Source organism: Caulobacter segnis, assembly GCF_029543125.1.
Taxonomy (GTDB): domain Bacteria; phylum Pseudomonadota; class Alphaproteobacteria; order Caulobacterales; family Caulobacteraceae; genus Caulobacter; species Caulobacter segnis_D.
Genome location: NZ_JARQWW010000002.1, coordinates 60681 through 81088 on the forward strand (window position 1 = coordinate 60681; position 20408 = coordinate 81088).

Below are 20408 nucleotides of genomic sequence, written 5' to 3' on the forward strand. Positions count from 1 at the left end.
TTGATGTCTCCGGGAAAACCCGGAGATCAACATGCGCAAGACCTTATGCGCCGCCCTGGCCGCCGTCACCTTCGGCGGCGTGCTCACCCCCGTCGCCGTCCAGGCCCAGCCGCCCGGCTACTACTATTATGACGGCCGCTGGGTGGATCAGCGTCAGTGGTACGACTACCGCGATCGCGGCGACTGGCGTCGCTGGGACAATCGCCGCCGCTACCGCGACCGCAACAACAACGACGCCCTGGCCGCCGGCATCATCGGCTTCGCTCTGGGCGCGGCGATCATGGGCTCGCAGAACGACGCCAACCGGGCCTATGCCCGTCGCGACGACCGCGGCCACGTGGCCCGCTGCTCGCGCATGTACCGCAGCTATGATCCGCGCAGCGACACCTACCTGGCCCGAGACGGCTACCGCTACTACTGCCGCAGCTAGTCCCCGCTAGCTGTCAAAGACGATCACCGAGCGGGCCAGCTCGCCGCGCTTCAACTCCTCGAAGGCGTCATTGACGTCTTCGAGTTTGATGCGCTTCGAGATCAGGTCGTCGAGGTTCAACTTCCCCGCCATGTAGGCGTCCACCAGGCGCGGCATGTCCACGGGAAAGCGGTTCGACCCCATGTACGAGCCCTGGATTTTCTTCTCGCCGAGGAAGTCGGGCCCGTGCAGCTCGATCATGGTCCCCACCGGGATCATGCCGATGATGTTGGCCGTGCCGCCCCGGCGCAGCATCTTGAACGCCTGCTCGGCGGTGACCTTCAGGCCGATGGCCTCGAAGCTGTGGTGGACCCCGCCGCCGGTCAGCTCCTGCACCGCCTTCACGACATCGACCTCGGTCGCGTTGATGACGTCGGTGGCCCCGAACTTCTTGGCCAGCTCCAGCTTGGCCGGCACGCGGTCGATGGCGATGATGCGCCCCGCCCCGGCGATGGCCGCGCCGTTGACCGCCGCCAGCCCCACCCCGCCGCAGCCGATCACGGCCACGGTCTCGCCCGGACGGACGGTGGAGGTGTGGATCACCGCCCCCACCCCCGTCATCACCGAGCAGCCGATCAGGCAGGCGCGGTCCAGCGGCATGTCCTTGCGGATCGACGTGCAGGCGTGCTCGTGGATCAGCATGTACTCGGCGAAGGACGACAGGTTCAGATACTGGTTCATCCGCGGCGCGGCGGCGTCCTCGCGATAGAGGCGCGGCTCGGCGTCCTTGGGACGCTTGGTGTCCGGGCTGACGCACAGGCTCATATGGCCGGTCAGGCAGTGCTCGCAGTGACCGCAGAAGGCCGACAGGCAGGTGATGACGTGGTCGCCGACCTTCACGGTCCGCACCTCGGAGCCGATCGCCTCGACCACCCCGGCGCTCTCATGGCCCAGCACCGCCGGCAGCGGGTGGGTGTAGGAGCCCTCCACGAAATGCAGGTCTGAGTGGCAGACCCCGGCGGCGACGGTGCGGATCAGCACTTCGTGCGGGCCCGGCTTGCCGATGGCGACCTGTTCGATGGAGAGCGGCTTGCCCACCTCCCGCAGAACCGCAGCCTTCATACGCGTCTCCCTTTGTCTGAGAGGCACGTTATCGCCCTCCCCCTCCGTAGGGGAAGACGAAATTCAAACGATTGTTAGGCCGCGGCCGCCAGGCCCTGCGGCAGCAGGGTGTCGGGCGTCAGAAGAATGATCATCTTGTCCCCGGCCTTGATCACGCCAGAGACCACGCCGTCGGAGGCGTACTCGCTGAACGCCGGCGGCGGGGTCAGATCGCCCGGCGCGACGGTGTAGGTGTCGCACACCGCATCGACCATCAGGCCGGCGCATTCGCCGCGTACCTCGATGACCACGATTACAGGGCGAGCGGCGGGATCGAGGCCCGCGAAGCCCAGGCGGGCGCGCAGGTCGATCACCGGCATCACGGTGCCGCGCAGGTTGATGACGCCGGTCACGTAGGGCGGCGAGTCCGGCATCGGGGTCGGTTCGGTGAAGCCGCGCAGTTCGCGCACGGCGCCGACGTCCAGACAGAATTCCTGGCCCGCGACCTCGAACGAGATGACCTGGCGGTCGTCGCCGCCAGCCAGCAGAGCCGTCAATGCTTGCGCCATGGGGGTTCTCCCTCAACCGCGGCGTGGGCGGCCGCGTTCAGCAGCCGAGACCCCCAGCATCCGCGAAGAAGGTGAAAAAAGCGGAGCCGAACAAGGTTTATATGGCGGCAAGGTTCGCAGGCTATAAATCTGGTATAGCCCTAGGAGTACAGGCGAGAGGCGTTCAACTCATGGCTGCATCCGGCTTGGCCGTTCGCGGACCCCGCAGCCTGCTTCGCCAGATCCGCGAAGCCTTGGCTGGCGGCGGACCTGCGCAGGCGCGACTGGATATGGTCGTGCGGATCATCGCTCTGTCGATGGTCGCGGAAGTGTGCTCGATCTACCTGCGCCGCGCCGGCGGCGACCTCGAGCTGTTCGCCACCGAAGGCCTGTCGCGCGACGCCGTTCACGTCACCCGACTGAAGACCGGCGAAGGCCTGGTGGGCGAGATCGTCCGCCTGGGCCGGCCGCTGAACCTGTCAGACGCGCCGAACCATCCGGCCTTCGCCTACCGCCCGGAAACCGGCGAAGACCCCTTCCATTCCTTCCTCGGCGTGCCCCTGCTGCGCGGCGGCCGCGCCATCGGCGTCCTGGTCGTCCAGAACCGCACGGAGCGGGTCTATGGCGAAGAGGAGGTCGAGGATCTCCAGATCATCGCCATGGTGCTGGCGGAGATGGTCTCCGGCGGCGGCCTGATCGACCAGGCCGAGCTGAAGGGCGTCGAAATCGCCCCTCACAAGCCGGAGCGGCTCAAGGGCGCCAAGTTCGCCGACGGCCTGGCCTATGGCGTGGCCGTGCTGCACGAGCCGCCGGTGGCCCCGGAACAGCTTCTGTCCGACGACGCCCTGGCCGAGGAGGCGCGCCTCAAATACGCGATCGAGGCGCTGCAGAGCCAGATCGACTCCATGCTCGACGGCCAGCACGGCCTGGTCGGCGCCTCTTACGAGGTTCTGGAGACCTACCGCCTGTTCGCCCACGACCGCGGCTGGAACCGCAGCCTGGAGGAGGCGGTCCGCTCCGGCCTCACCGCCGAGGCGGCGGTGGAGCGCGTGCGCTCCGAGCACCGCGCCCGCCTGGGCCAGGCCCGCGATCCCTATCTGCGCGAACGCCTGCACGACCTTGAGGATCTGAACGACCGTCTGCTGCGCCACTTGTCCGGCGAGGGGCACCACGCCCGCACCCTGCCGGACGACGCCATCCTGATCGCCCGGAATCTGGGCCCGGCCGACCTGCTGGAATACGACCGCACCAAGCTGAAGGGCCTGCTGCTGGAGGAGGGCTCCTCCGCCAGCCACGCCGCCATCGTCGCCCGCGCCCTGGACATTCCCTGCGTCGGCCGTCTGACCGACCTGCGCGACCGCGTCTCCGAGGGCGACCCCGTGGTGGTCGACGGCGAGACGGGCGAGGCCTTCCTCCGCCCCCGCCAGGACGTGGTCGCCGCCCTCAAGGCCCGGATCGAGGTCCGCAACAGCCGCCGCGCCGAGTTCGCCAAGCTGCGCGACACGCCGGCCTTCACCCGCGACGGCCACAAGGTCACCCTGCTGATGAACGCCGGCCTGGCGGTGGACCTGGACATCCTGCCGGAGACCGGGGCGGAGGGCATCGGCCTGTTCCGCACCGAGTTCCAGTTCATGGTGGCCGAGGAGATGCCCCGGCTGGAGGCGCAGACCGCCCTCTACGAGAAAGTGCTCGACGCCGCCGGCGGCATGCCTGTGACCTTCCGCACCCTCGACCTCGGCGGCGACAAGCTGGTGCCGTACATGGAGCTGGAGCGGGAGGAGAATCCCGCCCTCGGCTGGCGCGCCGTGCGCATGGGCCTGGACCGCCCGGCCCTGCTGCGCATGCAGATCCGCGCCCTGATCAAGGCCGCCCGCGGCCGCGAGCTGCGCATCATGTTCCCCCTGGTGGCCAGCGTGGACGAGTTCCGCGCCGCCCGCGTCTTCGTCGACCAGGAGATCGCCTGGGCCCAGCGCCGCGGCCGTCCCGCGCCTGCGCGCCTGGACGTGGGCGCCATGATCGAGGCACCGTCCCTGCTGTGGCACCTGGACGCCCTGCTGCCGATGACCGACTTCGTCTCGGTGGGGACCAACGACCTGATGCAGTACCTGTTCGCCGCCGACCGGGGGAACCCGCAGGTGGCCGACCGCTACGACTTCCTGTCGCCGCCGGCCCTGCGCGCCCTCAAGACGATCCAGCAGGCCTGCGCCGATACCGGCACCTCGGTGTCGATCTGCGGGGAGATGGCGGGCCGTCCGCTGGAGGCCTTCGCCCTCACCGCCCTGGGCTTCGACCGACTCAGCATGCCCCCCGCCGGCATCGGTCCGGTGAAGCAGATGGTGCTGTCCTGCGACCGCGAAGCGGCCAAGCGTGGGGTGGAAGCCCTCATCCGCAGCGGAGCGGGTTCGATCCGGGGCGAAATCGAGACCTTGGCGCGCAAACTTTATGTCGCAGTTTGAATGCGTTGGCGCTGTCACATCTTCTTGCTATCGAGAAAGAATAGTTAACCCATTTCGTGCCAAGGATTGTGCGGGCGTCGCCTGCACGTGCGGCGCGAACACAGGACACGGGGCATGCCGCTGGACATGGGCGGGGTCACGCAGCTGAAGTTTCCTGACGAGGGGTCCGAGGTGGACCAGCCCTCCGCTCCTTCCTTGACGACCGGTGAGCACGTCGGCGCGGCTTTGAAAGCCGTCCGCGAGCACCTGGGCCTGTCTCTCGAAGAGGTCGCCGAGACGACCCGCGTCCGCCGGACCTATCTGGCGGCCATCGAGGACATGCGCCTCGACACCCTGCCGTCACGTCCCTTCGCCGTCGGTTATGTGCGCGCCTACGCCAAGGCCCTCAACCTTGACGGTGAGGCCGCGGTCAACCGTTTCAAGATCGACAGCCCCGATCCCGAGCAGGTCCTGCGCGGCCCGGTCGGTGTCGAGAAGAAGACCGATCCCCGTTTCGCCATGGCCGCCGTGGCCGGCGTGGTGATCCTCGCCGCCATTCTCGCCTGGAACGTCGCCCGTCGGGTGATGGAGCCCGCGCCGCAGCAGGCCGAGGCGGGCATCCAGTCCGCGCCGGTCGCGCCGCCGGTTCCCACCACCAATTCCGGCGCCGTCTCGCTTGGCGCGCCCCTGCCGGCGCCGGTCGAGTCGACCACGCCGAAGCCCTACGTCACCCCGGGTCTTGAGGACTCGGTCGCCTCCGGCGGTTCGGCCGACGCCGCCATCGCCGTGGCCAAGGCCCGCGCCGCCGCCAAGGCCGCCGAAGCCGCGACTCCGGACGAAAGCATTGTCCTGGGCTCGCCCTTCAAGGCCAACGGCGCCGTCATGGGCGCCAATCCGGAAGAGTCCCTCGTCACCCTCCAGGCCCGCAAGAACGGCGCCCTGGTGGTGCGCAGCGGCGACGGCCAGGTCTATTTCGCCCGCCAGCTCAACGCCGGCGAGGCGTACCGCGTCCCTGCCGCCAAGGGCCTGGTGGCGGACGTCTCCGACCCCGCCGCCTTCGAGGTGTTCGTGGCCGGCGCGTCCAAGGGCGTCCTGCCCGCCGCCCAGACCTCTATCGGCAAGCTGGTCGACTAAACCCGCCCTGCGGCCGACTGCGGTCTTCTTCTCGTCGCTTCAAAGGCCTATGTTCCGCGCGACATGAGCGTCCAGGACCACACCCACGTCCGCCCCTGGCGGATGATCGACCGCCGCAAGAGTCGCAAGATCCGCGTCGGCTCCGTCGAGGTCGGCGGCGATGCGCCGATCAGCGTCCAGTCGATGACCAACACCGTGACCGCCGACGCGGCCGCGACCATCGACCAGATCCGTCAGTTGGAGGAGGCCGGCGCCGACATCGTCCGCGTCTCCTGCCCCGACGTGGAGTCCACCGAGGCGTTCAAGATCATCGCCAAGGCGGCGAAGGTCCCGCTCGTGGCCGACATCCACTTCCACTACAAGCGCGGCATCGAGGCGGCCCAGGCGGGCGCCGCCTGCCTGCGCATCAACCCGGGCAACATCGGCAGCCCCGACCGCGTCCGCGAAGTCGTCCAGGCGGCCAAGGACCACGGCTGCTCGATCCGCATCGGCGTCAACGCCGGCTCGCTGGAGCGCGAGCTGCTGGAGCGCTATGGCGAGCCCTGCCCCGAAGCCATGGTCGAGAGCGCCCTGAACCACGCGCGCATCCTGCAGGATCATGACTTCCACGAGTTCAAGATCTCGGTGAAGGCCTCCGACCCGTTCCTGACGGTGGCCGCCTATCAGCAACTGGCCGAGGCCATCGACTGCCCCCTGCACCTGGGCGTGACCGAGGCCGGCGCCCTGCGCACCGGCACGGTGAAAAGCGCCATCGGCATGGGCTCCATGCTGTGGGCCGGCATCGGCGACACCATCCGCGTCAGCCTCGCCGCCGATCCGGTGGAAGAGGTGAAGGTCGGCTTCGACATCCTCAAGTCGCTGGGCCTGCGCCACCGCGGCGTGAACATCATCGCCTGCCCGTCCTGCGCCCGTCAGGGCTTCAACGTCATCAAGACGGTGGAGGCTCTGGAAGAGCGCCTGGCGCACATCTCCACGCCCCTGTCCCTGTCGATCATCGGCTGCGTCGTGAACGGTCCGGGTGAAGCCCTGATGACCGACATCGGCTTCACCGGCGGCGGCGCGGGCGCCGGCATGATCTACATGGCCGGCAAGCCTGATCATAAGCAGTCCAACGACGGCATGATCGACCACATCGTCGAGCTCGTGGAAAAGCGCGCCGCCGAGATCGAGGCCGCCAAGGCCGCCACCGCCGTCGCGGCCGAATAGGTTGCGTCTCGGGCTGCGCGCCCTTAGTGACCCGCCATGCGTCTGCCCCAAGCCCGTCTCGATCAGGTTCTTGACCGTTTCCGCGAAGTCGAAGCCCGCATGGGCGCGGCCACGGACGGCGGCGAGATCGTCAAACTCTCCAAGGAGCACGCCGAGCTGAAGCCTGTGGCCGAGGCGGTGGAAGCCCTGGCCAAGGCCGAGGCCGAGCGCGGCGACCTGGAGGAGATGCTGAAGTCCGGCGACGCCGACATGGCCGCCCTGGCCCGCGACGAGCTGGAGGCCCTGGACGCGCGACTGCCTGACATGCAGCGCGACCTGGCCCTGATGCTGGCCCCCAAGGACAAGGACGAGAACGCGTCCGCCATCTTGGAAGTGCGCGCCGGCACCGGCGGAGACGAGGCGGCCCTGTTCGCCGGCGACCTGTTCCGCATGTACCAACGCTACGCCTCTCTCCAGGGCTGGCGGGTGGAGATCGACAGCGTCTCCGAAGGCGAAATGGGCGGCTACAAGGAAATCATCGCCTCGGTCACCGGCGACGGCGTGTTCGGCCGCTGGAAGTTCGAAAGCGGCGTCCACCGCGTGCAGCGCGTGCCCGCCACCGAGGCCCAGGGCCGCATCCACACCAGCGCCGCCACCGTCGCCGTCCTGCCCGAGGCCGAGGACGTGGAGATCGAGATCAACGAAAGCGACCTGCGGATCGACACCTACCGCTCGTCGGGCGCCGGCGGCCAGCACGTCAACAAGACCGACTCGGCCGTGCGCATCACCCACCTTCCCACCGGCGTGGTGGTGACCTCCTCCGAGAAGTCGCAGCACCAGAACCGCGCCCGGGCCATGAAGAACCTGAAGGCCCGCCTGTACGACATGCAGCGCGAGGCGCTGGACACCGCCCGCTCCGACGCCCGCAAGAGCCAGGTGGGCAGCGGCGACCGGTCGGAGCGCATCCGCACCTACAACTTCCCGCAGGGCCGGGTGACCGACCACCGCATCAACCTGACGCTCTACAACCTGGCGCGGGTGATCGAGGGCGACGCCCTGGACGACATCATCAAGCCCCTGATCGCCGAGGATCAGGCCGCGAGATTGGCGAGCCTGGAAGACAGCTTCGGCTGATCTGATCCGCTCGCTCAATCAGCTCCGTCATCCTAGGCCTTGTGCCTAGGCCCCAGAGACTCCGCGTCGAACGAAGGCCCGTTGCGGCGACCACCGCACCGCTCCCCTTCCGAGCCTCTGCCGTTTCTGGGTCCTCGCCACATGGCGAGGAAGACGGATGAGTCCGATCTACCGCCGCCGCACCCGCGTCCAGGCCCCTCCCGCGATGCGGCGGGCGCGCTGGGCCTCCTTCTTGATCGAGGCCAGCGGGTGGAAGGCAAGGCCCACGGAATCCGCCATGGCCGCCCCGCGCTCGCCCATGGGCCGCTCCGGCCCCGTGGTGGAGTCGATGGCGGTCTGGTGTTCGATCTCGGCGTTCAGTTCCGCGCCCAGCAGCACGGCCATCACCGAAAACCAAACCCAGACCATGAAGGCGATCACCGCCCCCAGCGGGCCGTAGGTGGCGTCATAGTGGGCCATGGTGTTCACGTACCAGGAGAAGCCCAAGGACCCCGCCAGCCAGAACAGCGCCGCGAAGGCCGCTCCGATGATCACCCAGCGCCAGCGCGCCCGCGCCCGGCACGGGGCGTAGCGGTACAGCACCGCGAAGGCGAAGGCCGCCAGGGCCAGCACCGCCACCCAGCGCAGGGGTATCCACCACAGCTCCGCCCGGCTGAAGCCGATCCATTCCAAGGCCAGGGGCGCGGCCACCAGCACCGCCGTCGCCACCACCAGAACGCCCAGGGCCGCCACGGTGAAGCCGTAGCTCATCAGGCTGACCACCGCGAAATTGCGCTTCTCCGTCTCGTCATAGGCGACGTTCAGGCCGTTGAAGAGCGCCCGCATCCCGGCGTTGGCGCTCCACGCCGACAGCAGCAGGGAGACGATCAGGGCCACCCCCAGCTTCTCCTGCTGCTGGCTGGCCAGGCGCAGCATCTGCTCGCCGACGATCTGGACCACGCTGGCGGGAAAGATCACCGCCATGTCCTGAAGCTGCTTCTGGACCGTCGCCACGTCGGCGAACAGGCCATAGACCGAGACGAACACGCCGATGGCCGGAAAGATCGCCAGCAGGGCGTAGAAGGTCACGCCCCCCGCCACCGCCGGCAGGCCGTCGGCGTTGATCTCCATGATCGTGCGCCACAGGATGTCGCGCCAGCCCAGCAGCGGAATGTGATGCGGCCGCAAGGCCGCCCGTCCCCGGCGCGGCTCCTGGGTGTCGAAGTCGTGCGGCGGCATCACCCGCTGCTCGCTCAGGCCGGGCACCGGCTCCTCGGCCGCCACGGCCTTGTCCTTGCGCGGCCACAGGACCGCGACGGCCAGCAGACCGGCCCACGGGATCAGATTGGCGACGCGCTTGCGGTCCATGAAGCCTCCGGCTGGTCAAACACCCGCCAAGCCTCGCCGTTCCGCTTGCGCTGCGACGCCGTTGGGGGCAGTGACGCGCGCAATGGCCCGCATCACGTCGCTATATCGCCACCCGGTCAAAGGCTTCACGCCCGAGCGGCTGGACTCCGTGACCCTGCGGGCGGGCGAGCACTTTCCCTGCGACCGCCTCTATGCGGTGGAGGACGGGCCCAGCGGCTTCGATCCCGACGCCCCCGCCCACCTGTCGAAGATGAAGTTCACGGTGCTGGCCAAGATTCCCGCCGTGGCCGGCGCCCACACCGCCTATGACGAGGCCACCGCCACCCTGCGCGCCCGCGCCGACGGCGCGCCGGACTTCGAGGGCCGCCTGTCGCAGACCGCCGGCCGCGAGGCCTTCGCCGCCTGGCTGGCCGAGGTGCTGAAGGACGATATCCAGGGGCCGCTGCGGGTGCTGGAAGGCCCCGGCCAGCACCGCTTCATGGACAGCAAGTCCGGCTTCGTCTCGATCATCAACCTGGCCAGCGTCCGCGACCTGGCGGAGAAGATCGGCCGCCCCGTCGATCCCCTGCGCTTCCGCGGCAACGTCTATGTCGAGGGCTGGGAGCCCTGGGTCGAGAACGGCTGGGCCGACCGAACCTTCACGCTCGGCGGGGCGACGGTCCAGGGCATCAAGCCCATCGTCCGCTGCGCCGCCACTCACGTGAACCCGACCACCGCAGAGCGCGACATGGACGTGGTGAAGGCCCTCTTCGACCACTACGGCCACATGCTGTGCGGGCTCTATGTGCGCGTGCTGGACGGCGGCGTGGTCGCCGAGGGCGACGAGACGCACTGACCTCCCCTCTCTCCACGCGTGGGGAGAGGGTAAGGGTGAGGGGTTAGGGGAGGCTGAACACTACCCCGCGTTCGCCGCCTCCAGCCGCGCCCGCAGCTTCGCCACCTCGGCGCGCAGCGTCACCACCGTGTCCAGGTCCCCGCCCATGGCGCACAGCAGGGCGGGCGGCACGGCCTTGGCCTTTTCCTTCAGTGCCTCGCCCGCGTCCGTCAGGGCGATGCGCACCACGCGCTCGTCCTCCGGGCTGCGGGTGCGGCTGATCAGGCCCGCCGTCTCCATGCGTTTCAGCAGCGGGGTCAGGGTGCTGGACTCCAGCCCCACCCGCTCGCCGATGCCGCCCACGGTCTGGGTCCCGTCCTCCCACAACACCAGCAGCACAAGGTACTGCGGATAGGTCAGGCCCAGCGGCTCCAGCAGCGGCTTGTAAGCCCGGTTCAGGGCGTGGACCGTCGAGTACAGCGCGAAGCACAGCTGATCGTCGAGGCGCAGGAGGTCGGGCGTCTGGCTCATGGGGTTGATATAGGCCCGAAAAGGTCGCGCACAAAATATTCGCTCGAACCCCTTGCATCAGACGACGGAAAGACATTTATATCGTCCACGATTTAATCGAGAGCAAAGACGAGACGCCGTGTCCCGCCCGCCCTCGAAATGGGAGACGATCATGAACGTCCTGTACCGCACCGAAGCCGTCGCCACCGGCGGCCGCACCGGCTCCGCCGCCACCACCGACGGCGCCCTTTCCGTCAGCCTGGTCACCCCCAAGGAGCTGGGCGGCCCGGGCGGCGAAGGCAATAATCCCGAGCAGTTGTTCGCCGCCGGCTACGCCGCCTGCTTCCTCGGCGCCCTGAAGTTCGTGGCCAGCCAGAAGAAGGTGAAGATCGCCGACGACAGCACGGTCGCCGCCACGGTCGGCATCGGCCCGCGCGACGACGGCCAGGGCTTCGGCCTGGACGTGGCGCTGAAGATCACCCTGCCGGGCGTCGACGCCGACACCGCCAAGGCCCTGGTCGACGCGGCCCACATCGTCTGCCCATACTCGCACGCCACCAAGGGCAGCCTGGACGTCCGCCTGAGCATCGGCTGAGCCCCACGCACAACCCGCCCCGTCCGCGAAAGCGGGCGGGGTTTGGCTTGCGTCCTTTTCGCGGTCGGAGCATTTGAAGGCTCATGACCCAGAACCTCGTGAAAGCCTGGACCGCCGCCAAGCAGCGGCTGACGGACGGCGGCATCGACAGCCCCGTGATCGACGCCCGCCTCCTGCTGGAGGCCGCCGCCGACGCCAGCCGCATCGACATCGTCACCGATCCCTATCGCGAGCTGACGCCCGAGCAGACCGCCACCCTCGACGGCTATGTGGAGCGCCGCCTGCGCCGCGAGCCGGTCAGCCACATCCTGGGCCGCAAGGGCTTCTGGAAGGTCATGCTGTCGGTGAACAACCAGGTGCTCACCCCGCGCCCCGACACCGAGGTCATCGTCGATCTGGTGCTGAAGCGCACCACCGAGCACCAGGCCTTCAACCTGCTGGACCTGGGCGTCGGCTCCGGCGCCATCATCCTGTCGATCCTGGCCGAGCGCCCGGCCGCCAAGGGCCTGGGCATCGACATCTCCAGCGAGGCCCTGGCCGTGGCCCGCGAAAACGCCGCCAACCTCGACCTCAACAATCAGGTCGCCCTGCTGCGCGGCGACTGGACCGGCGGCCTGGCGGACGAGAACTTCGACATCGTCGTCTCCAACCCGCCCTACATCGCCACGGACGAGATCGAGACGCTGGAGCCGGAAGTCCGCGACCATGAGCCGCGCCTGGCCCTGGACGGCGGAGCCGACGGCCTCGACCCGTACCGCATCCTGGCGCCCGAGATCCTGCGCGTCCTGAAGCCGGGAGGCCTTTTCGCCGTTGAGATCGGCCACACCCAGTCCAAGGACGTGGAAGCCCTGTTCACGGCGGCCGGCGGCCTCGATGTCTGGACGATCAAGGACCTGTCGGATCGCGACCGCGTCGTGACCGGTACGAAAAAGCCCTTGGAAACTTAAGGTCGAGACGCTACATCAAATTGGTCTCAACCAAATCGCCGGCGTCGGGAACAGCATTCGTCAGAACGGCGATGCCAACGCCTCCGGCAAGCGCGCGCGGATTCATCACCCGATGGCGCGCTGGGGCGGTTGAGATTTTTAAGGAAACCAGCGTCTTCGATCTCGACTAGGACCACAGGTCCAAACCGGCTCAAGAGCAACCACAGCCGCACGGCGACGCTAGAGGCGCCCGGCGGCGGACAGGTTCAAGGCAAGATGAGAGATTTCAAGGGTATGAAGCGTCAACGCGGCCGCAATCGCGGCGGCGGTGGTGGCGGAAAACCGCAGCACAACGCCAACCGGGCCTTCGATTCGAACGGTCCCGACGGCGTGAAGGTGCGCGGCGCCGCCCAGAGCGTTTTCGAGAAGTACCAGCAGCTGGCCCGTGACGCCGCCTCCTCCGGCGACCGCGTCCTGGCCGAGAACTACCTGCAGCACGCGGAGCACTATTTCCGCGTCATCCGCGCGGTTCAGCCGAACCGTCCGGTCTCCGAGATCGTCGGCAAGGAGCAGTTCGGCTCCGGCTACGACATCGACTTCGAGGCCGAACCGGAAGAACAGCCCGAAGCCCCCGCCCAGGCGGAAGGCGAAACCGCCGAGAGCGGCGAGGGTGAAGGCGGCCAGCGCGAGGAGCGTCCGCGCTTCCGCGATCGCGACAACCGCGACCGCAACGAGAACCGCGACCGTGATCGTGACCGCGGCGAGCGTGGCGACCGCGAAGGCGGCCGCCGGGACCGCTGGCGCGACCGCGACGACCGTGGTGATCGCCAGGAGAACCGCGGCGACCGTCAGGACCGCGAGCCCCGCCAGGACCGCGAGCCTCGCGAAGCCCGCGAGCCGCGCGGCGAACGTGAAGGCCGCCGTGAACGCTTCGACCGCGAACGCGGCGAGCGTGGCGACCGCCAGGACCGCAACGACCGCGAGCCGCGTGACCCGCTGGCCGTCGTCGAGCCCCAGGCCGCCCCGCTGACCGTGGAGGCCGCCGAGCCCTCGCCGCAACTGCGCGGCCAGGACGGCGCCGTCAGCCATGCCCCCGCCTTCCTCAGCCGCGCCTCGGCGCCGGCCCCGGAAGCCGCCGAGGGCGAGGTCAAGAAACCCCGCCGCCGCCGCGCCCCGCGCAGCTTCGAAGGCGGCGAAGGCGAAGCCCCGGCCGCCGCGCCGGAAGCTGAAGAAGCCTAAGACGATCAAAGGCGTTCTCTCTCAGATGAGAGAACGCCTTCTTCTTATGGCGGCCATCGCCGCCGCCCTGCCCCTCTCCGCCCACGCCGCCTCCGGCGACTGGCGCAAGGACGCCGTCCAGCTCGACCGCCGCCGCATCGAGCGGCTGGACCAGGCCTGGACCCACGCCCTGGACGAGGCGCGCCAGGGCGGCCATGCCCGCGACCTCGCCGCCCAGGGCGCCCTGTTCAAGCCGAACGCCGCCCTCAAGCGGCCGCAGCCCGCTCCCGGGACCTATCGCTGCCGGACCTTCAAGCTGGGCGGAAACCTGCCCTATGTGGCCTATGGCTGGTTCACCTGCCGGGTCGAGCTGACGCCCGGCGGCGACATGATCCTGCGCAAGATCACCGGCTCCCAGCGGCAGTCGGGAAACCTCTATCCCGACAGCCCGCGCCGCCAGGTCTTCCTCGGCGCCGTGGCCTGGGGCTCTGAGAAGCCCCTCGCCTATCGACAGGACGTGGAGCGCGACCAGGCCGGCGTGCTGGAGCGCATCGGCCAGAACCGCTGGCGCCTGGCTCTGCCCTATCCCAAGCAGGAGTCCACGCTGGACGTGATCGAACTGCGGAGGTGACGTCGCCACTCCTCCCCCGCTTCGCAGGGAGGAGAAGAACGGACTTATCCCCGCCCTCTAAACCTCGCCTAGACTTCCCTCATCCCATCGCACGGGAGGGCGCGTGGCCACGTGCCGACGGGCGGCGGGAGCGGGCTCCCCCTGGAGGCCGATTGACGCCGGGTTTCCTGTCTCATCGAAGGCGTCGGTCGCAGCGTTCACGACAAGGACCCGCGCGGAGCGCCGGACGATCTTCCTGTCCACTCCAACCCCAATCGAGAGCCGTCCGACGCCCGCCGCCCTCCCGCACCTCTCGGGTTCAGCCCGTGGGATGCTTTCGCACGCCGCTACCAAATCCCCGTCACCATAGGCCTTGTGCCTAGGGACCAGAGACTCCGCCTCGCCCGAAGTCGCGCACCGGCTCCGCCCCACGAACCCAGAACCTCAGCCGTTTCTGGGTCCTCGCCACAAGGGCGAGGAAGATGGAGTGAGCGTTACCTAAACCCCCGCGATCGCCGCCTGCACCGTCAGCGCCTGGACCGTCTCGCGCACGTCATGGACCCGCACGGCCGCCACCCCGGCCCGCGCGCCCTCGAGCGCCGCCGCCAGGGAACCGCCCAGCCGTCCCACGGCCTCCACCGCCAGCGGATCGAGTCCCTGGATGAAGCGCTTGCGGCTCGCCCCCAGCAGGACCGGAAAACCCGTCTCCACGAACAGCGGCAGGGCCGCCAGCAGGGCCAGGTTGTGCGCCACCGTCTTGCCGAAGCCGATGCCGGGATCGAGCCAGATCTTCTCCCGCGCAACCCCCGCCGTCATGGCCGCGCCGGCCCGGGCCGCCAGGAAGGCGAGCACCTCGCCCACCACATCCTCATAGACCGGCTCGGCCTGCATGGAGCGGGGCTCGCCCTGCATGTGCATCAGCACCACCTCGCAGCCCAGCTCGGCCGCCACGGCCGGCCCTTCGGGCGCGAAGCCCAGGGCGGCCACGTCGTTCCAGATCGTCGCCCCGGCCGCTACGGCGGCGCGGGCCACGGCGGGCTTCATGGTGTCGATGGAGATCGGGATCGGGCTCTCGGCGCGGATCGCCTGGATCAGGGGGACCACCCGCGCGATCTCGTCCGCCTCGCTCACCGGCTCGGCGCCGGGGCGGGTGGATTCGCCGCCGATGTCGAGGATGCCGGCTCCGTCGGCGATCAGCTTGCGGGCGTGCGCCAGCCCCGCCTCCAGCCCCGTGAACCGCCCCCCGTCGGAGAAGCTGTCGGGCGTGACGTTGACGATCCCCATCACTTGGGGGCGGGCATGTGCGGTCATTGCGCCAGGAAGTCGAGGACGGCCTGATTGAAGGCCTCGGGATCCTCCAGATGGATCAGGTGGCCGCGCCCGTCAAACACCCGCACCCGGGCGTCGGGCAGGGTCGGGGCGATCTCCGCCGCCAGTTCGGCCACGGTCTTGAACTTCGCCTTGTCCGCCTCGCTCGCCTGGGCCTTGCCGGGCGCGGCGCGGTCCGTGCTCCCCACCAGGAACAGGGTCTTCACCGGGATGCGCGGAATGTCCTGCACCACCGGCAGATCGCGGATGGCCACGGCGCTGGCGTTGAAGGTCCGGACGTAGAACGGCCACTCGTCGCCAGCCTTCAGCTGCTCGCGCAGGGTCACGAACGGCTCGATCACCACGGGCGAGGCCAGGCCGTAGGAGCCCACGAGCTCCTTCCGATAGGCCTCCGCCCCTTTGGCGCTCTCGGCCCGCACCAGGGCCTCGGGATCGATAGGCGGGGTCAGGGGGCGATAGTCCTGCAGCCCGATGGGCGCGTACATCACCAGCCGCCCCGCCCGCTCCGGGTGGGCCAGCACCAGCCGCGTGCCGGCCACGTTGCCCATGGAGTGGGCGACCACGTCGACCTTCTCGATTTTCAGGTGATCCAGCAGCGCCCAGGTGTGATCCGCCATGACGTCGAAGCGAACCGCCATGTCGTCCACCCGGCCTGATTTGCCGAAATTGATCTGGTCCGGCGCGATCACCCGATAGCCGGCGGCGGTCAGGGCCTTGATCGTCCCGCCCCAATAGCCCGCGGGGAAGTTGCGCCCATGCAGCAGCAGCACCGTGCGCCCGTTGGCCAGGCTGGTCGGCGCGACGTCCATATAGGCCAGCTTGGTCTGCACCCGCTTGCCCTTGGCCTCCACCACCACAGGCAGGAAGCGGACCTCATGCGGATAGGCGTAGGCCTTGAGCGTCGCGTCCATGGGCGCCAGCCTCACGGCCTCAGTGGGAGCCTGGGCGGAAGCGGCGAAGGGCGCGCAGGTCAGGGCGAGCGCGCAAAGAAAAAGGGGGAGCTTCATGCTCCCCCTGTAACGCATCAGACCGAGGCCTGCTCCGGTGTCGAGGTGATCGGCACCGAAACCGTCGGATTGGCCGGCAGCTTGGCTTCCGGCTCGTCGCGGTTGGGCTTCACCCCCTTCAGCACGCCGTTGATCTCGTCGCCGCTGAGGGTCTCGAACTCCAGCAGGCTCTTGGCCAGGGTGTGCAGATCGTCCAGCTTCTCGGTCAGGATCCGGCGGGCCTCGTCGTGGCCGTAGTCGACCAGACGCTTCACCTCGGAATCGATCAGCTTGGCGGTGGCTTCGGAGATGTTCTGGGTGCGGGCCACCGAATGGCCCAGGAACACCTCTTCCTGGTTGTCGCCATAGGCCACGGTGCCCAGCTCGTCCGAATAGCCCCAGCGGGTGACCATGTTGCGGGCCAGGTCCGTGGCGGCCTTGATGTCGCTGCTGGCGCCCGAGGTGATGTTCTCCTTGCCGAAGATCAGCTCCTCGGCCACGCGGCCGCCCATCATGATGGCCAGGCGGCTGGTCATCTGCTGGTACTTCATGGAGTAGCGGTCGCCTTCCGGCAGCTGCATCACCATGCCCAGGGCCCGGCCGCGCGGGACGATGGTCGCCTTGTGGACCGGGTCGGCGCAGGGGACGTTGATGGCCACGATGGCGTGGCCGCCCTCGTGATAGGCCGTCAGCTTCTTCTCTTCGTCGTTCATGGCCAGCGACCGGCGCTCGGCGCCCATCATGACCTTGTCCTTGGCCATTTCGAAGTCGAGCATGGTGACCATGCGGCGGTTCTTCCGCGCGGCCATCAGGGCGCCTTCGTTGACCAGGTTCGACAGGTCCGCGCCCGAGAAGCCGGGGGTGCCGCGGGCCAGGGTCTTCACGTCCACGTCGGCGGCCAGGGGCACGTTCTTCATGTGGACGCGCAGGATCTTCTCACGGCCGGTGACGTCCGGGTTCGGCACCACCACCTGACGGTCGAAGCGGCCGGGACGCAGCAGCGCCGGGTCCAGAACGTCCGGACGGTTGGTGGCGGCGATCAGGATGATGCCTTCGTTGGACTCGAAGCCGTCCATCTCCACCAGCAGCTGGTTCAGGGTCTGCTCGCGCTCGTCGTTGCCGCCGCCCAGGCCGGCGCCGCGATGGCGGCCGACGGCGTCGATTTCGTCGATGAAGATGATGCAGGGCGCGTTCTTCTTGGCCTGCTCGAACATGTCGCGCACGCGGCTGGCGCCGACGCCCACGAACATCTCCACGAAGTCGGAGCCCGAGATCGAGAAGAACGGCACGCCCGCCTCACCGGCGACGGCGCGAGCCAGCAGGGTCTTGCCGGTGCCGGGAGGGCCGACCAGCAGCGCGCCCTTGGGAATCTTGCCGCCCAGGCGCTGGAACTTGGCCGGGTCCTTCAGGAAGTCGACGATCTCCGTCAGGTCTTCCTTGGCCTCGTCCACGCCGGCCACGTCCTCGAAGGTGACGCGGTTCTTGTTCTCGGTCAGCAGGCGGGCCTTGGACTTGCCGAAGCCCATGGCCCCGCGCGCGCCGCCCTGCATCTGACGCATGAAGAATATCCACACGCCGATCAGCAGCAGGATCGGCAGCATGTTGAACAGGATGGTCAGCAGGGTGTTGCCGCCCGGCGACTTGATCTGGATGTCGGCGCCGCGCGCCTCCAGACGCTTGATCAGGTCTTCGGAGTTCGGCGGGGCCATGACCGTCACGGCCTTGCCGTCGGCGCCGCGCGCCTCGACGACCTGGCCGTGGATGACCGCGCTCTTTACGCCGCCCTGGTCGATGCGGCGGAGCAGTTCCGAATAGGTGATCTCGCCGGCCGACCCGCCGCGCGAGCCTTGGGTGATGACGCTGTAGCCGCCGATCAGAACGACGAGGATGACGCCCCAGATGGCCAGGTTACGCAGGTTCATGGCTCTTCAATCTTCTCCCGCCCAACGGGGCGATCTACGCAAGATAGGATGACCGGCGGGATTTCGCCACGCACGCGTGTGATCAGCCCGGTTCGCGGGTCGTTAGGCCGCAGGCGGCGGAGTGCCGTTCTGCGGCCAGAGCCCTTACACGCACTGGGGTTTCGCCGTCCAGCAGCGGGCAGGTCACGCTTTTGTCGGCGTGCAGGATCACGGGCAGCGAAGGCCGCGCCAGGGCGGGAACGGCCTTCAAGGCGTCCCGCTCGGATTTCGGCAGGCGCGAGGCGTGCCCGCGCAGGGCTGCGACGCTCAGCCCCGGCTGGCTGGCGGTGATTTCGAACCGCCCGTCCCAGACAATCTCCACGCCCGGCGCCAACGGGCTTTCGGCCAGCCCGCCCCGCGCCGCCTCTCCGGCGTTGCGGGCGATCAGCACGCGGTCGTCCAGTCCCTCAATCCGCGCCCCGGCCAGGGTGGCGGTGAAGGGCTCGCCGCCCCGCACCAGCGCCATCACCCGCTCCAGCCGTTCACCGCGCGGCGGGACATCCGTGCCGGCGGCGCTCAGACAGGCGGCGGCCAGGCTTCGGGCGCTGAGGGTGCGGGGCAGGTTCAACAGGCCCCAGCGGGCCGCCAGAGGCTCAGCAACGGCCTCTTCAGCGGCGACCTCCGCCGCCTGGACCAGGGACGGCGACGCCGCCCTCGCCCGGCTGCGGGCGAAACGGCGGTCCTCATTGGCCGGATCATCGATCCAGTCGCGGCCCTGCGCCCTCAACCAGTCGCGGATCTGCGCTCGGCGCAGGCCCAGCATCGGCCGCAGCAGGAACACGCCCCGCCCCTGCGGCCAGGCTGGCGACGGACTCCACTCACGGGGATCGGAGACGCTGGAGCCCTCATCCCGCATGGCCGCGCCTTCCGCCAGGTCGTCGGCGGTGTGGCCCAGCAGGATGACCTTCGCCCCCTCCTTACGCGCCGCGTCGGCCAGCAGGGCGTGACGCGCCCGGCGGGCGGCGGCGGGCAGGCCCGTCGTCGGCTTGTCGCCGGTCCAGGCCAAGGCCCGGAAGTCCCAGCCCAACTCCCCCGCGATCCGGCCGCAGCGAGCGGTCCATTCAGCGCTGAGGGGATTGAGGCCGTGATCCACGGTCAGGACCAGCAGGCGGCGCCCATGGGCCCGCGCCCACTGGTCGGCGATCAGCAGCAGCGCCAGGGAGTCGCCGCCGCCGGACAGGCCGACGGCGAGCGGTGCTTGCGATGAAGACAGCAGCCGGCGGTCGAGAACCGCCGAGACCGCCTCTAGGCGCACTTGGCCTGGGTCCGGGTCGTCGCCGCGCGGCTCTTCACCGCCGCCGAGGCGCTGGGGTAGCGCTTGGGCAGCTCGTCCAGGGTCTTGCAGGCGTCGGCGGCGCGGTTCATCGCCGTCAGCGACCGGGCCAGCTTGACCACGGCGTCGGGCGCCCAGCCGGTCTTCGGCCAGCCGCGGATGGCGCCGATATAGGCGGCGGCGGCGTCAGGATAGGCTTGGCGGACATACAGGGTCTCGGCCAGCCAATAGCGGCCCTCGGCCCCCTTGGGGCTGTCGCCATGCTGTTCGACAAAACCGGCGAAGGCGCGCTCGGCGCCGCCATAGTCGCCGTCCAGCAGCAGTTGGCGGGCGTTGGCGAAGGCGGTGTCCGGATCAACGTCCGAGGCCATGGGCAGGCCGCCCGTCTCGCCAGGCGGCGGCGAGCCCGGCGCGGCGAAGGCGCCCGAGGCGATCTTCTGCTCCAGGGCGGTCAGGCGCTCGTTCAAGGCGGCGGCCTGGGACTTGGCGTCGGTCGCTTCGCGCTTGGCCTGGTTCAGGTCGAAGTTCAGGGTCTCGTTCTGGCCGTTCAGACGCTGCAGGCTCTCCTCCAGGTCAGTGACCCGGGTGGCCATGGTCTGGATCATCGCCTCGGTCTCGGCGGGCTGCACAACCACCGGCTTGCCGGTGTCGCGGCCCTGGAAGACGATCGAACGCAGCTCGCGGACCACCTTCTCCATGCGCTCGACCCGGCGGGCCGAACGGTCGTCCAGCGGATCAGCCTCCAGCGGCAGCGGAGTCTGGGCGATCGCCGCCGCGCCGGTCAGGGCGGTGGTGGCGAGGAGGACGGCGAAGGCGGCGGGCTTGAACTTCATCAGACTCTCTTCGGCGACTGCGGGGACGAAATTACGGCGTGTCGCCCCCTATGCAAAGCA

Annotated in this window: 19 protein-coding genes; 10 read left to right on the forward strand and 9 right to left on the reverse strand. The window is 69.2% G+C overall.

Annotated features, from left to right (window positions below):
• Window positions 1-31: 31 nt before the first annotated feature.
• On the forward strand, window positions 32-430 hold the full coding sequence (locus P7B02_RS05000; protein WP_277785230.1) for a BA14K family protein: 399 nt from the start codon (window positions 32-34) through the stop codon (window positions 428-430).
• Window positions 431-436: 6 nt separating this feature from the next.
• Here the strand turns inward: P7B02_RS05000 and P7B02_RS05005 are convergent, their stop codons facing one another.
• Both P7B02_RS05005 and P7B02_RS05010 read right to left on the reverse strand, forming a co-directional pair.
• Window positions 437-1531 carry a Zn-dependent alcohol dehydrogenase gene (locus tag P7B02_RS05005; RefSeq protein ID WP_277785231.1) on the reverse strand — a complete coding sequence of 365 codons (1095 nt, stop codon included), beginning with the start codon at window positions 1529-1531 and terminating at the stop codon, window positions 437-439.
• Between the two features lie 74 nt (window positions 1532-1605).
• Window positions 1606-2079, reverse strand: a complete 474-nt coding sequence (locus P7B02_RS05010) for a chemotaxis protein CheW (RefSeq protein WP_277785232.1) — start codon at window positions 2077-2079, stop codon at window positions 1606-1608.
• Between the two features lie 170 nt (window positions 2080-2249).
• Here P7B02_RS05010 and ptsP point away from each other — a divergent pair, with 170 nt between their 5' ends.
• The 4 genes from ptsP to prfA all read left to right on the forward strand — a co-directional run bounded on the left by ptsP (window position 2250) and on the right by prfA (window position 7946).
• A complete protein-coding gene (gene ptsP, locus P7B02_RS05015) occupies window positions 2250-4514 on the forward strand; it encodes a phosphoenolpyruvate--protein phosphotransferase (protein ID WP_277785233.1) in 2265 nt (754 codons plus the stop codon).
• Between the two features lie 114 nt (window positions 4515-4628).
• A complete protein-coding gene (locus tag P7B02_RS05020) occupies window positions 4629-5627 on the forward strand; it encodes a helix-turn-helix domain-containing protein (protein ID WP_277785234.1) in 999 nt (332 codons plus the stop codon).
• A gap of 63 nt (window positions 5628-5690) precedes the next feature.
• Window positions 5691-6833 carry a flavodoxin-dependent (E)-4-hydroxy-3-methylbut-2-enyl-diphosphate synthase gene (ispG, locus tag P7B02_RS05025; protein WP_277785235.1) on the forward strand — a complete coding sequence of 381 codons (1143 nt, stop codon included), beginning with the start codon at window positions 5691-5693 and terminating at the stop codon, window positions 6831-6833.
• Between the two features lie 36 nt (window positions 6834-6869).
• Window positions 6870-7946, forward strand: coding sequence for a peptide chain release factor 1 (gene prfA / locus P7B02_RS05030; protein ID WP_277785236.1), 1077 nt, complete (start codon window positions 6870-6872; stop codon window positions 7944-7946).
• A 168-nt stretch (window positions 7947-8114) separates the two neighbouring features.
• Here the strand turns inward: prfA and P7B02_RS05035 are convergent, their stop codons facing one another.
• Window positions 8115-9293: a YihY/virulence factor BrkB family protein gene (locus P7B02_RS05035; RefSeq protein ID WP_277785237.1), complete on the reverse strand. Its 1179-nt coding sequence runs from the start codon at window positions 9291-9293 to the stop codon at window positions 8115-8117.
• An 82-nt stretch (window positions 9294-9375) separates the two neighbouring features.
• On the opposite strand from P7B02_RS05035, the gene P7B02_RS05040 reads away from it, so the two are divergent.
• Window positions 9376-10128, forward strand: coding sequence for an MOSC domain-containing protein (locus P7B02_RS05040; RefSeq protein ID WP_277785238.1), 753 nt, complete (start codon window positions 9376-9378; stop codon window positions 10126-10128).
• Window positions 10129-10188: 60 nt separating this feature from the next.
• Here the strand turns inward: P7B02_RS05040 and P7B02_RS05045 are convergent, their stop codons facing one another.
• Complete coding sequence (locus tag P7B02_RS05045) at window positions 10189-10638, reverse strand: MarR family winged helix-turn-helix transcriptional regulator (protein WP_277785239.1); 450 nt, start codon at window positions 10636-10638, stop codon at window positions 10189-10191.
• Between the two features lie 151 nt (window positions 10639-10789).
• Between P7B02_RS05045 and P7B02_RS05050 the strand changes: the two genes are divergently transcribed.
• The 4 genes from P7B02_RS05050 (at window position 10790) to P7B02_RS05065 (ending at window position 13987) form a co-directional block, all read left to right on the forward strand.
• Window positions 10790-11212 (forward strand): organic hydroperoxide resistance protein, encoded by a 423-nt coding sequence (locus P7B02_RS05050; RefSeq protein WP_277785240.1) that lies wholly within the window; start codon window positions 10790-10792, stop codon window positions 11210-11212.
• Window positions 11213-11295: 83 nt separating this feature from the next.
• Window positions 11296-12159 carry a peptide chain release factor N(5)-glutamine methyltransferase gene (prmC, locus tag P7B02_RS05055; protein WP_277785241.1) on the forward strand — a complete coding sequence of 288 codons (864 nt, stop codon included), beginning with the start codon at window positions 11296-11298 and terminating at the stop codon, window positions 12157-12159.
• 255 nt (window positions 12160-12414) lie between these two features.
• Window positions 12415-13377, forward strand: coding sequence for a DUF4167 domain-containing protein (locus P7B02_RS05060; RefSeq protein ID WP_277785242.1), 963 nt, complete (start codon window positions 12415-12417; stop codon window positions 13375-13377).
• Window positions 13378-13402: 25 nt separating this feature from the next.
• Window positions 13403-13987 carry a DUF4893 domain-containing protein gene (locus tag P7B02_RS05065; protein ID WP_277785243.1) on the forward strand — a complete coding sequence of 195 codons (585 nt, stop codon included), beginning with the start codon at window positions 13403-13405 and terminating at the stop codon, window positions 13985-13987.
• 477 nt (window positions 13988-14464) lie between these two features.
• Here P7B02_RS05065 and folP read toward each other — a convergent pair whose 3' ends face one another.
• The 5 genes from folP to ybgF form a co-directional block, all read right to left on the reverse strand.
• Window positions 14465-15277, reverse strand: a complete 813-nt coding sequence (folP, locus tag P7B02_RS05070) for a dihydropteroate synthase (RefSeq protein ID WP_277785244.1) — start codon at window positions 15275-15277, stop codon at window positions 14465-14467.
• A complete protein-coding gene (locus P7B02_RS05075; protein WP_277785245.1) occupies window positions 15274-16302 on the reverse strand; it encodes an alpha/beta fold hydrolase in 1029 nt (342 codons plus the stop codon). Before P7B02_RS05075 ends, folP begins: the two co-directional genes overlap by 4 nt.
• A gap of 17 nt (window positions 16303-16319) precedes the next feature.
• Window positions 16320-18203 carry an ATP-dependent zinc metalloprotease FtsH gene (gene ftsH, locus P7B02_RS05080; RefSeq protein ID WP_277785246.1) on the reverse strand — a complete coding sequence of 628 codons (1884 nt, stop codon included), beginning with the start codon at window positions 18201-18203 and terminating at the stop codon, window positions 16320-16322.
• An 82-nt stretch (window positions 18204-18285) separates the two neighbouring features.
• The gene (gene tilS, locus P7B02_RS05085) at window positions 18286-19497 is read right to left on the reverse strand and encodes a tRNA lysidine(34) synthetase TilS (protein WP_277785247.1); all 1212 of its coding nucleotides are present in this window, start codon (window positions 19495-19497) and stop codon (window positions 18286-18288) included.
• On the reverse strand, window positions 19488-20348 hold the full coding sequence (gene ybgF, locus P7B02_RS05090) for a tol-pal system protein YbgF (RefSeq protein ID WP_277785248.1): 861 nt from the start codon (window positions 20346-20348) through the stop codon (window positions 19488-19490). The genes tilS and ybgF overlap by 10 nt, the downstream gene beginning before the upstream one ends.
• Window positions 20349-20408 lie beyond the last annotated feature (60 nt).

Bases quoted from the DNA above. Each gene is read 5' to 3' on its own strand.
- P7B02_RS05060 (WP_277785242.1), top strand. From the start codon at position 12,415: ATGAGAGATTTCAAGGGTATGAAGCGTCAACGCGGCCGCAATCGCGGC.
- P7B02_RS05035 (WP_277785237.1), bottom strand. From the start codon at position 9,293: ATGGACCGCAAGCGCGTCGCCAATCTGATCCCGTGGGCCGGTCTGCTG.
- ybgF (WP_277785248.1), bottom strand. From the start codon at position 20,348: ATGAAGTTCAAGCCCGCCGCCTTCGCCGTCCTCCTCGCCACCACCGCC.
- ispG (WP_277785235.1), top strand. From the start codon at position 5,691: ATGAGCGTCCAGGACCACACCCACGTCCGCCCCTGGCGGATGATCGAC.
- P7B02_RS05075 (WP_277785245.1), bottom strand. From the start codon at position 16,302: ATGAAGCTCCCCCTTTTTCTTTGCGCGCTCGCCCTGACCTGCGCGCCC.
- P7B02_RS05010 (WP_277785232.1), bottom strand. From the start codon at position 2,079: ATGGCGCAAGCATTGACGGCTCTGCTGGCTGGCGGCGACGACCGCCAG.
- P7B02_RS05065 (WP_277785243.1), top strand. From the start codon at position 13,403: ATGAGAGAACGCCTTCTTCTTATGGCGGCCATCGCCGCCGCCCTGCCC.
- prfA (WP_277785236.1), top strand. From the start codon at position 6,870: ATGCGTCTGCCCCAAGCCCGTCTCGATCAGGTTCTTGACCGTTTCCGC.
- ptsP (WP_277785233.1), top strand. From the start codon at position 2,250: ATGGCTGCATCCGGCTTGGCCGTTCGCGGACCCCGCAGCCTGCTTCGC.
- P7B02_RS05045 (WP_277785239.1), bottom strand. From the start codon at position 10,638: ATGAGCCAGACGCCCGACCTCCTGCGCCTCGACGATCAGCTGTGCTTC.
- P7B02_RS05005 (WP_277785231.1), bottom strand. From the start codon at position 1,531: ATGAAGGCTGCGGTTCTGCGGGAGGTGGGCAAGCCGCTCTCCATCGAA.
- P7B02_RS05000 (WP_277785230.1), top strand. From the start codon at position 32: ATGCGCAAGACCTTATGCGCCGCCCTGGCCGCCGTCACCTTCGGCGGC.
- P7B02_RS05050 (WP_277785240.1), top strand. From the start codon at position 10,790: ATGAACGTCCTGTACCGCACCGAAGCCGTCGCCACCGGCGGCCGCACC.
- ftsH (WP_277785246.1), bottom strand. From the start codon at position 18,203: ATGAACCTGCGTAACCTGGCCATCTGGGGCGTCATCCTCGTCGTTCTG.
- folP (WP_277785244.1), bottom strand. From the start codon at position 15,277: ATGACCGCACATGCCCGCCCCCAAGTGATGGGGATCGTCAACGTCACG.
- prmC (WP_277785241.1), top strand. From the start codon at position 11,296: ATGACCCAGAACCTCGTGAAAGCCTGGACCGCCGCCAAGCAGCGGCTG.
- P7B02_RS05020 (WP_277785234.1), top strand. From the start codon at position 4,629: ATGCCGCTGGACATGGGCGGGGTCACGCAGCTGAAGTTTCCTGACGAG.
- P7B02_RS05040 (WP_277785238.1), top strand. From the start codon at position 9,376: ATGGCCCGCATCACGTCGCTATATCGCCACCCGGTCAAAGGCTTCACG.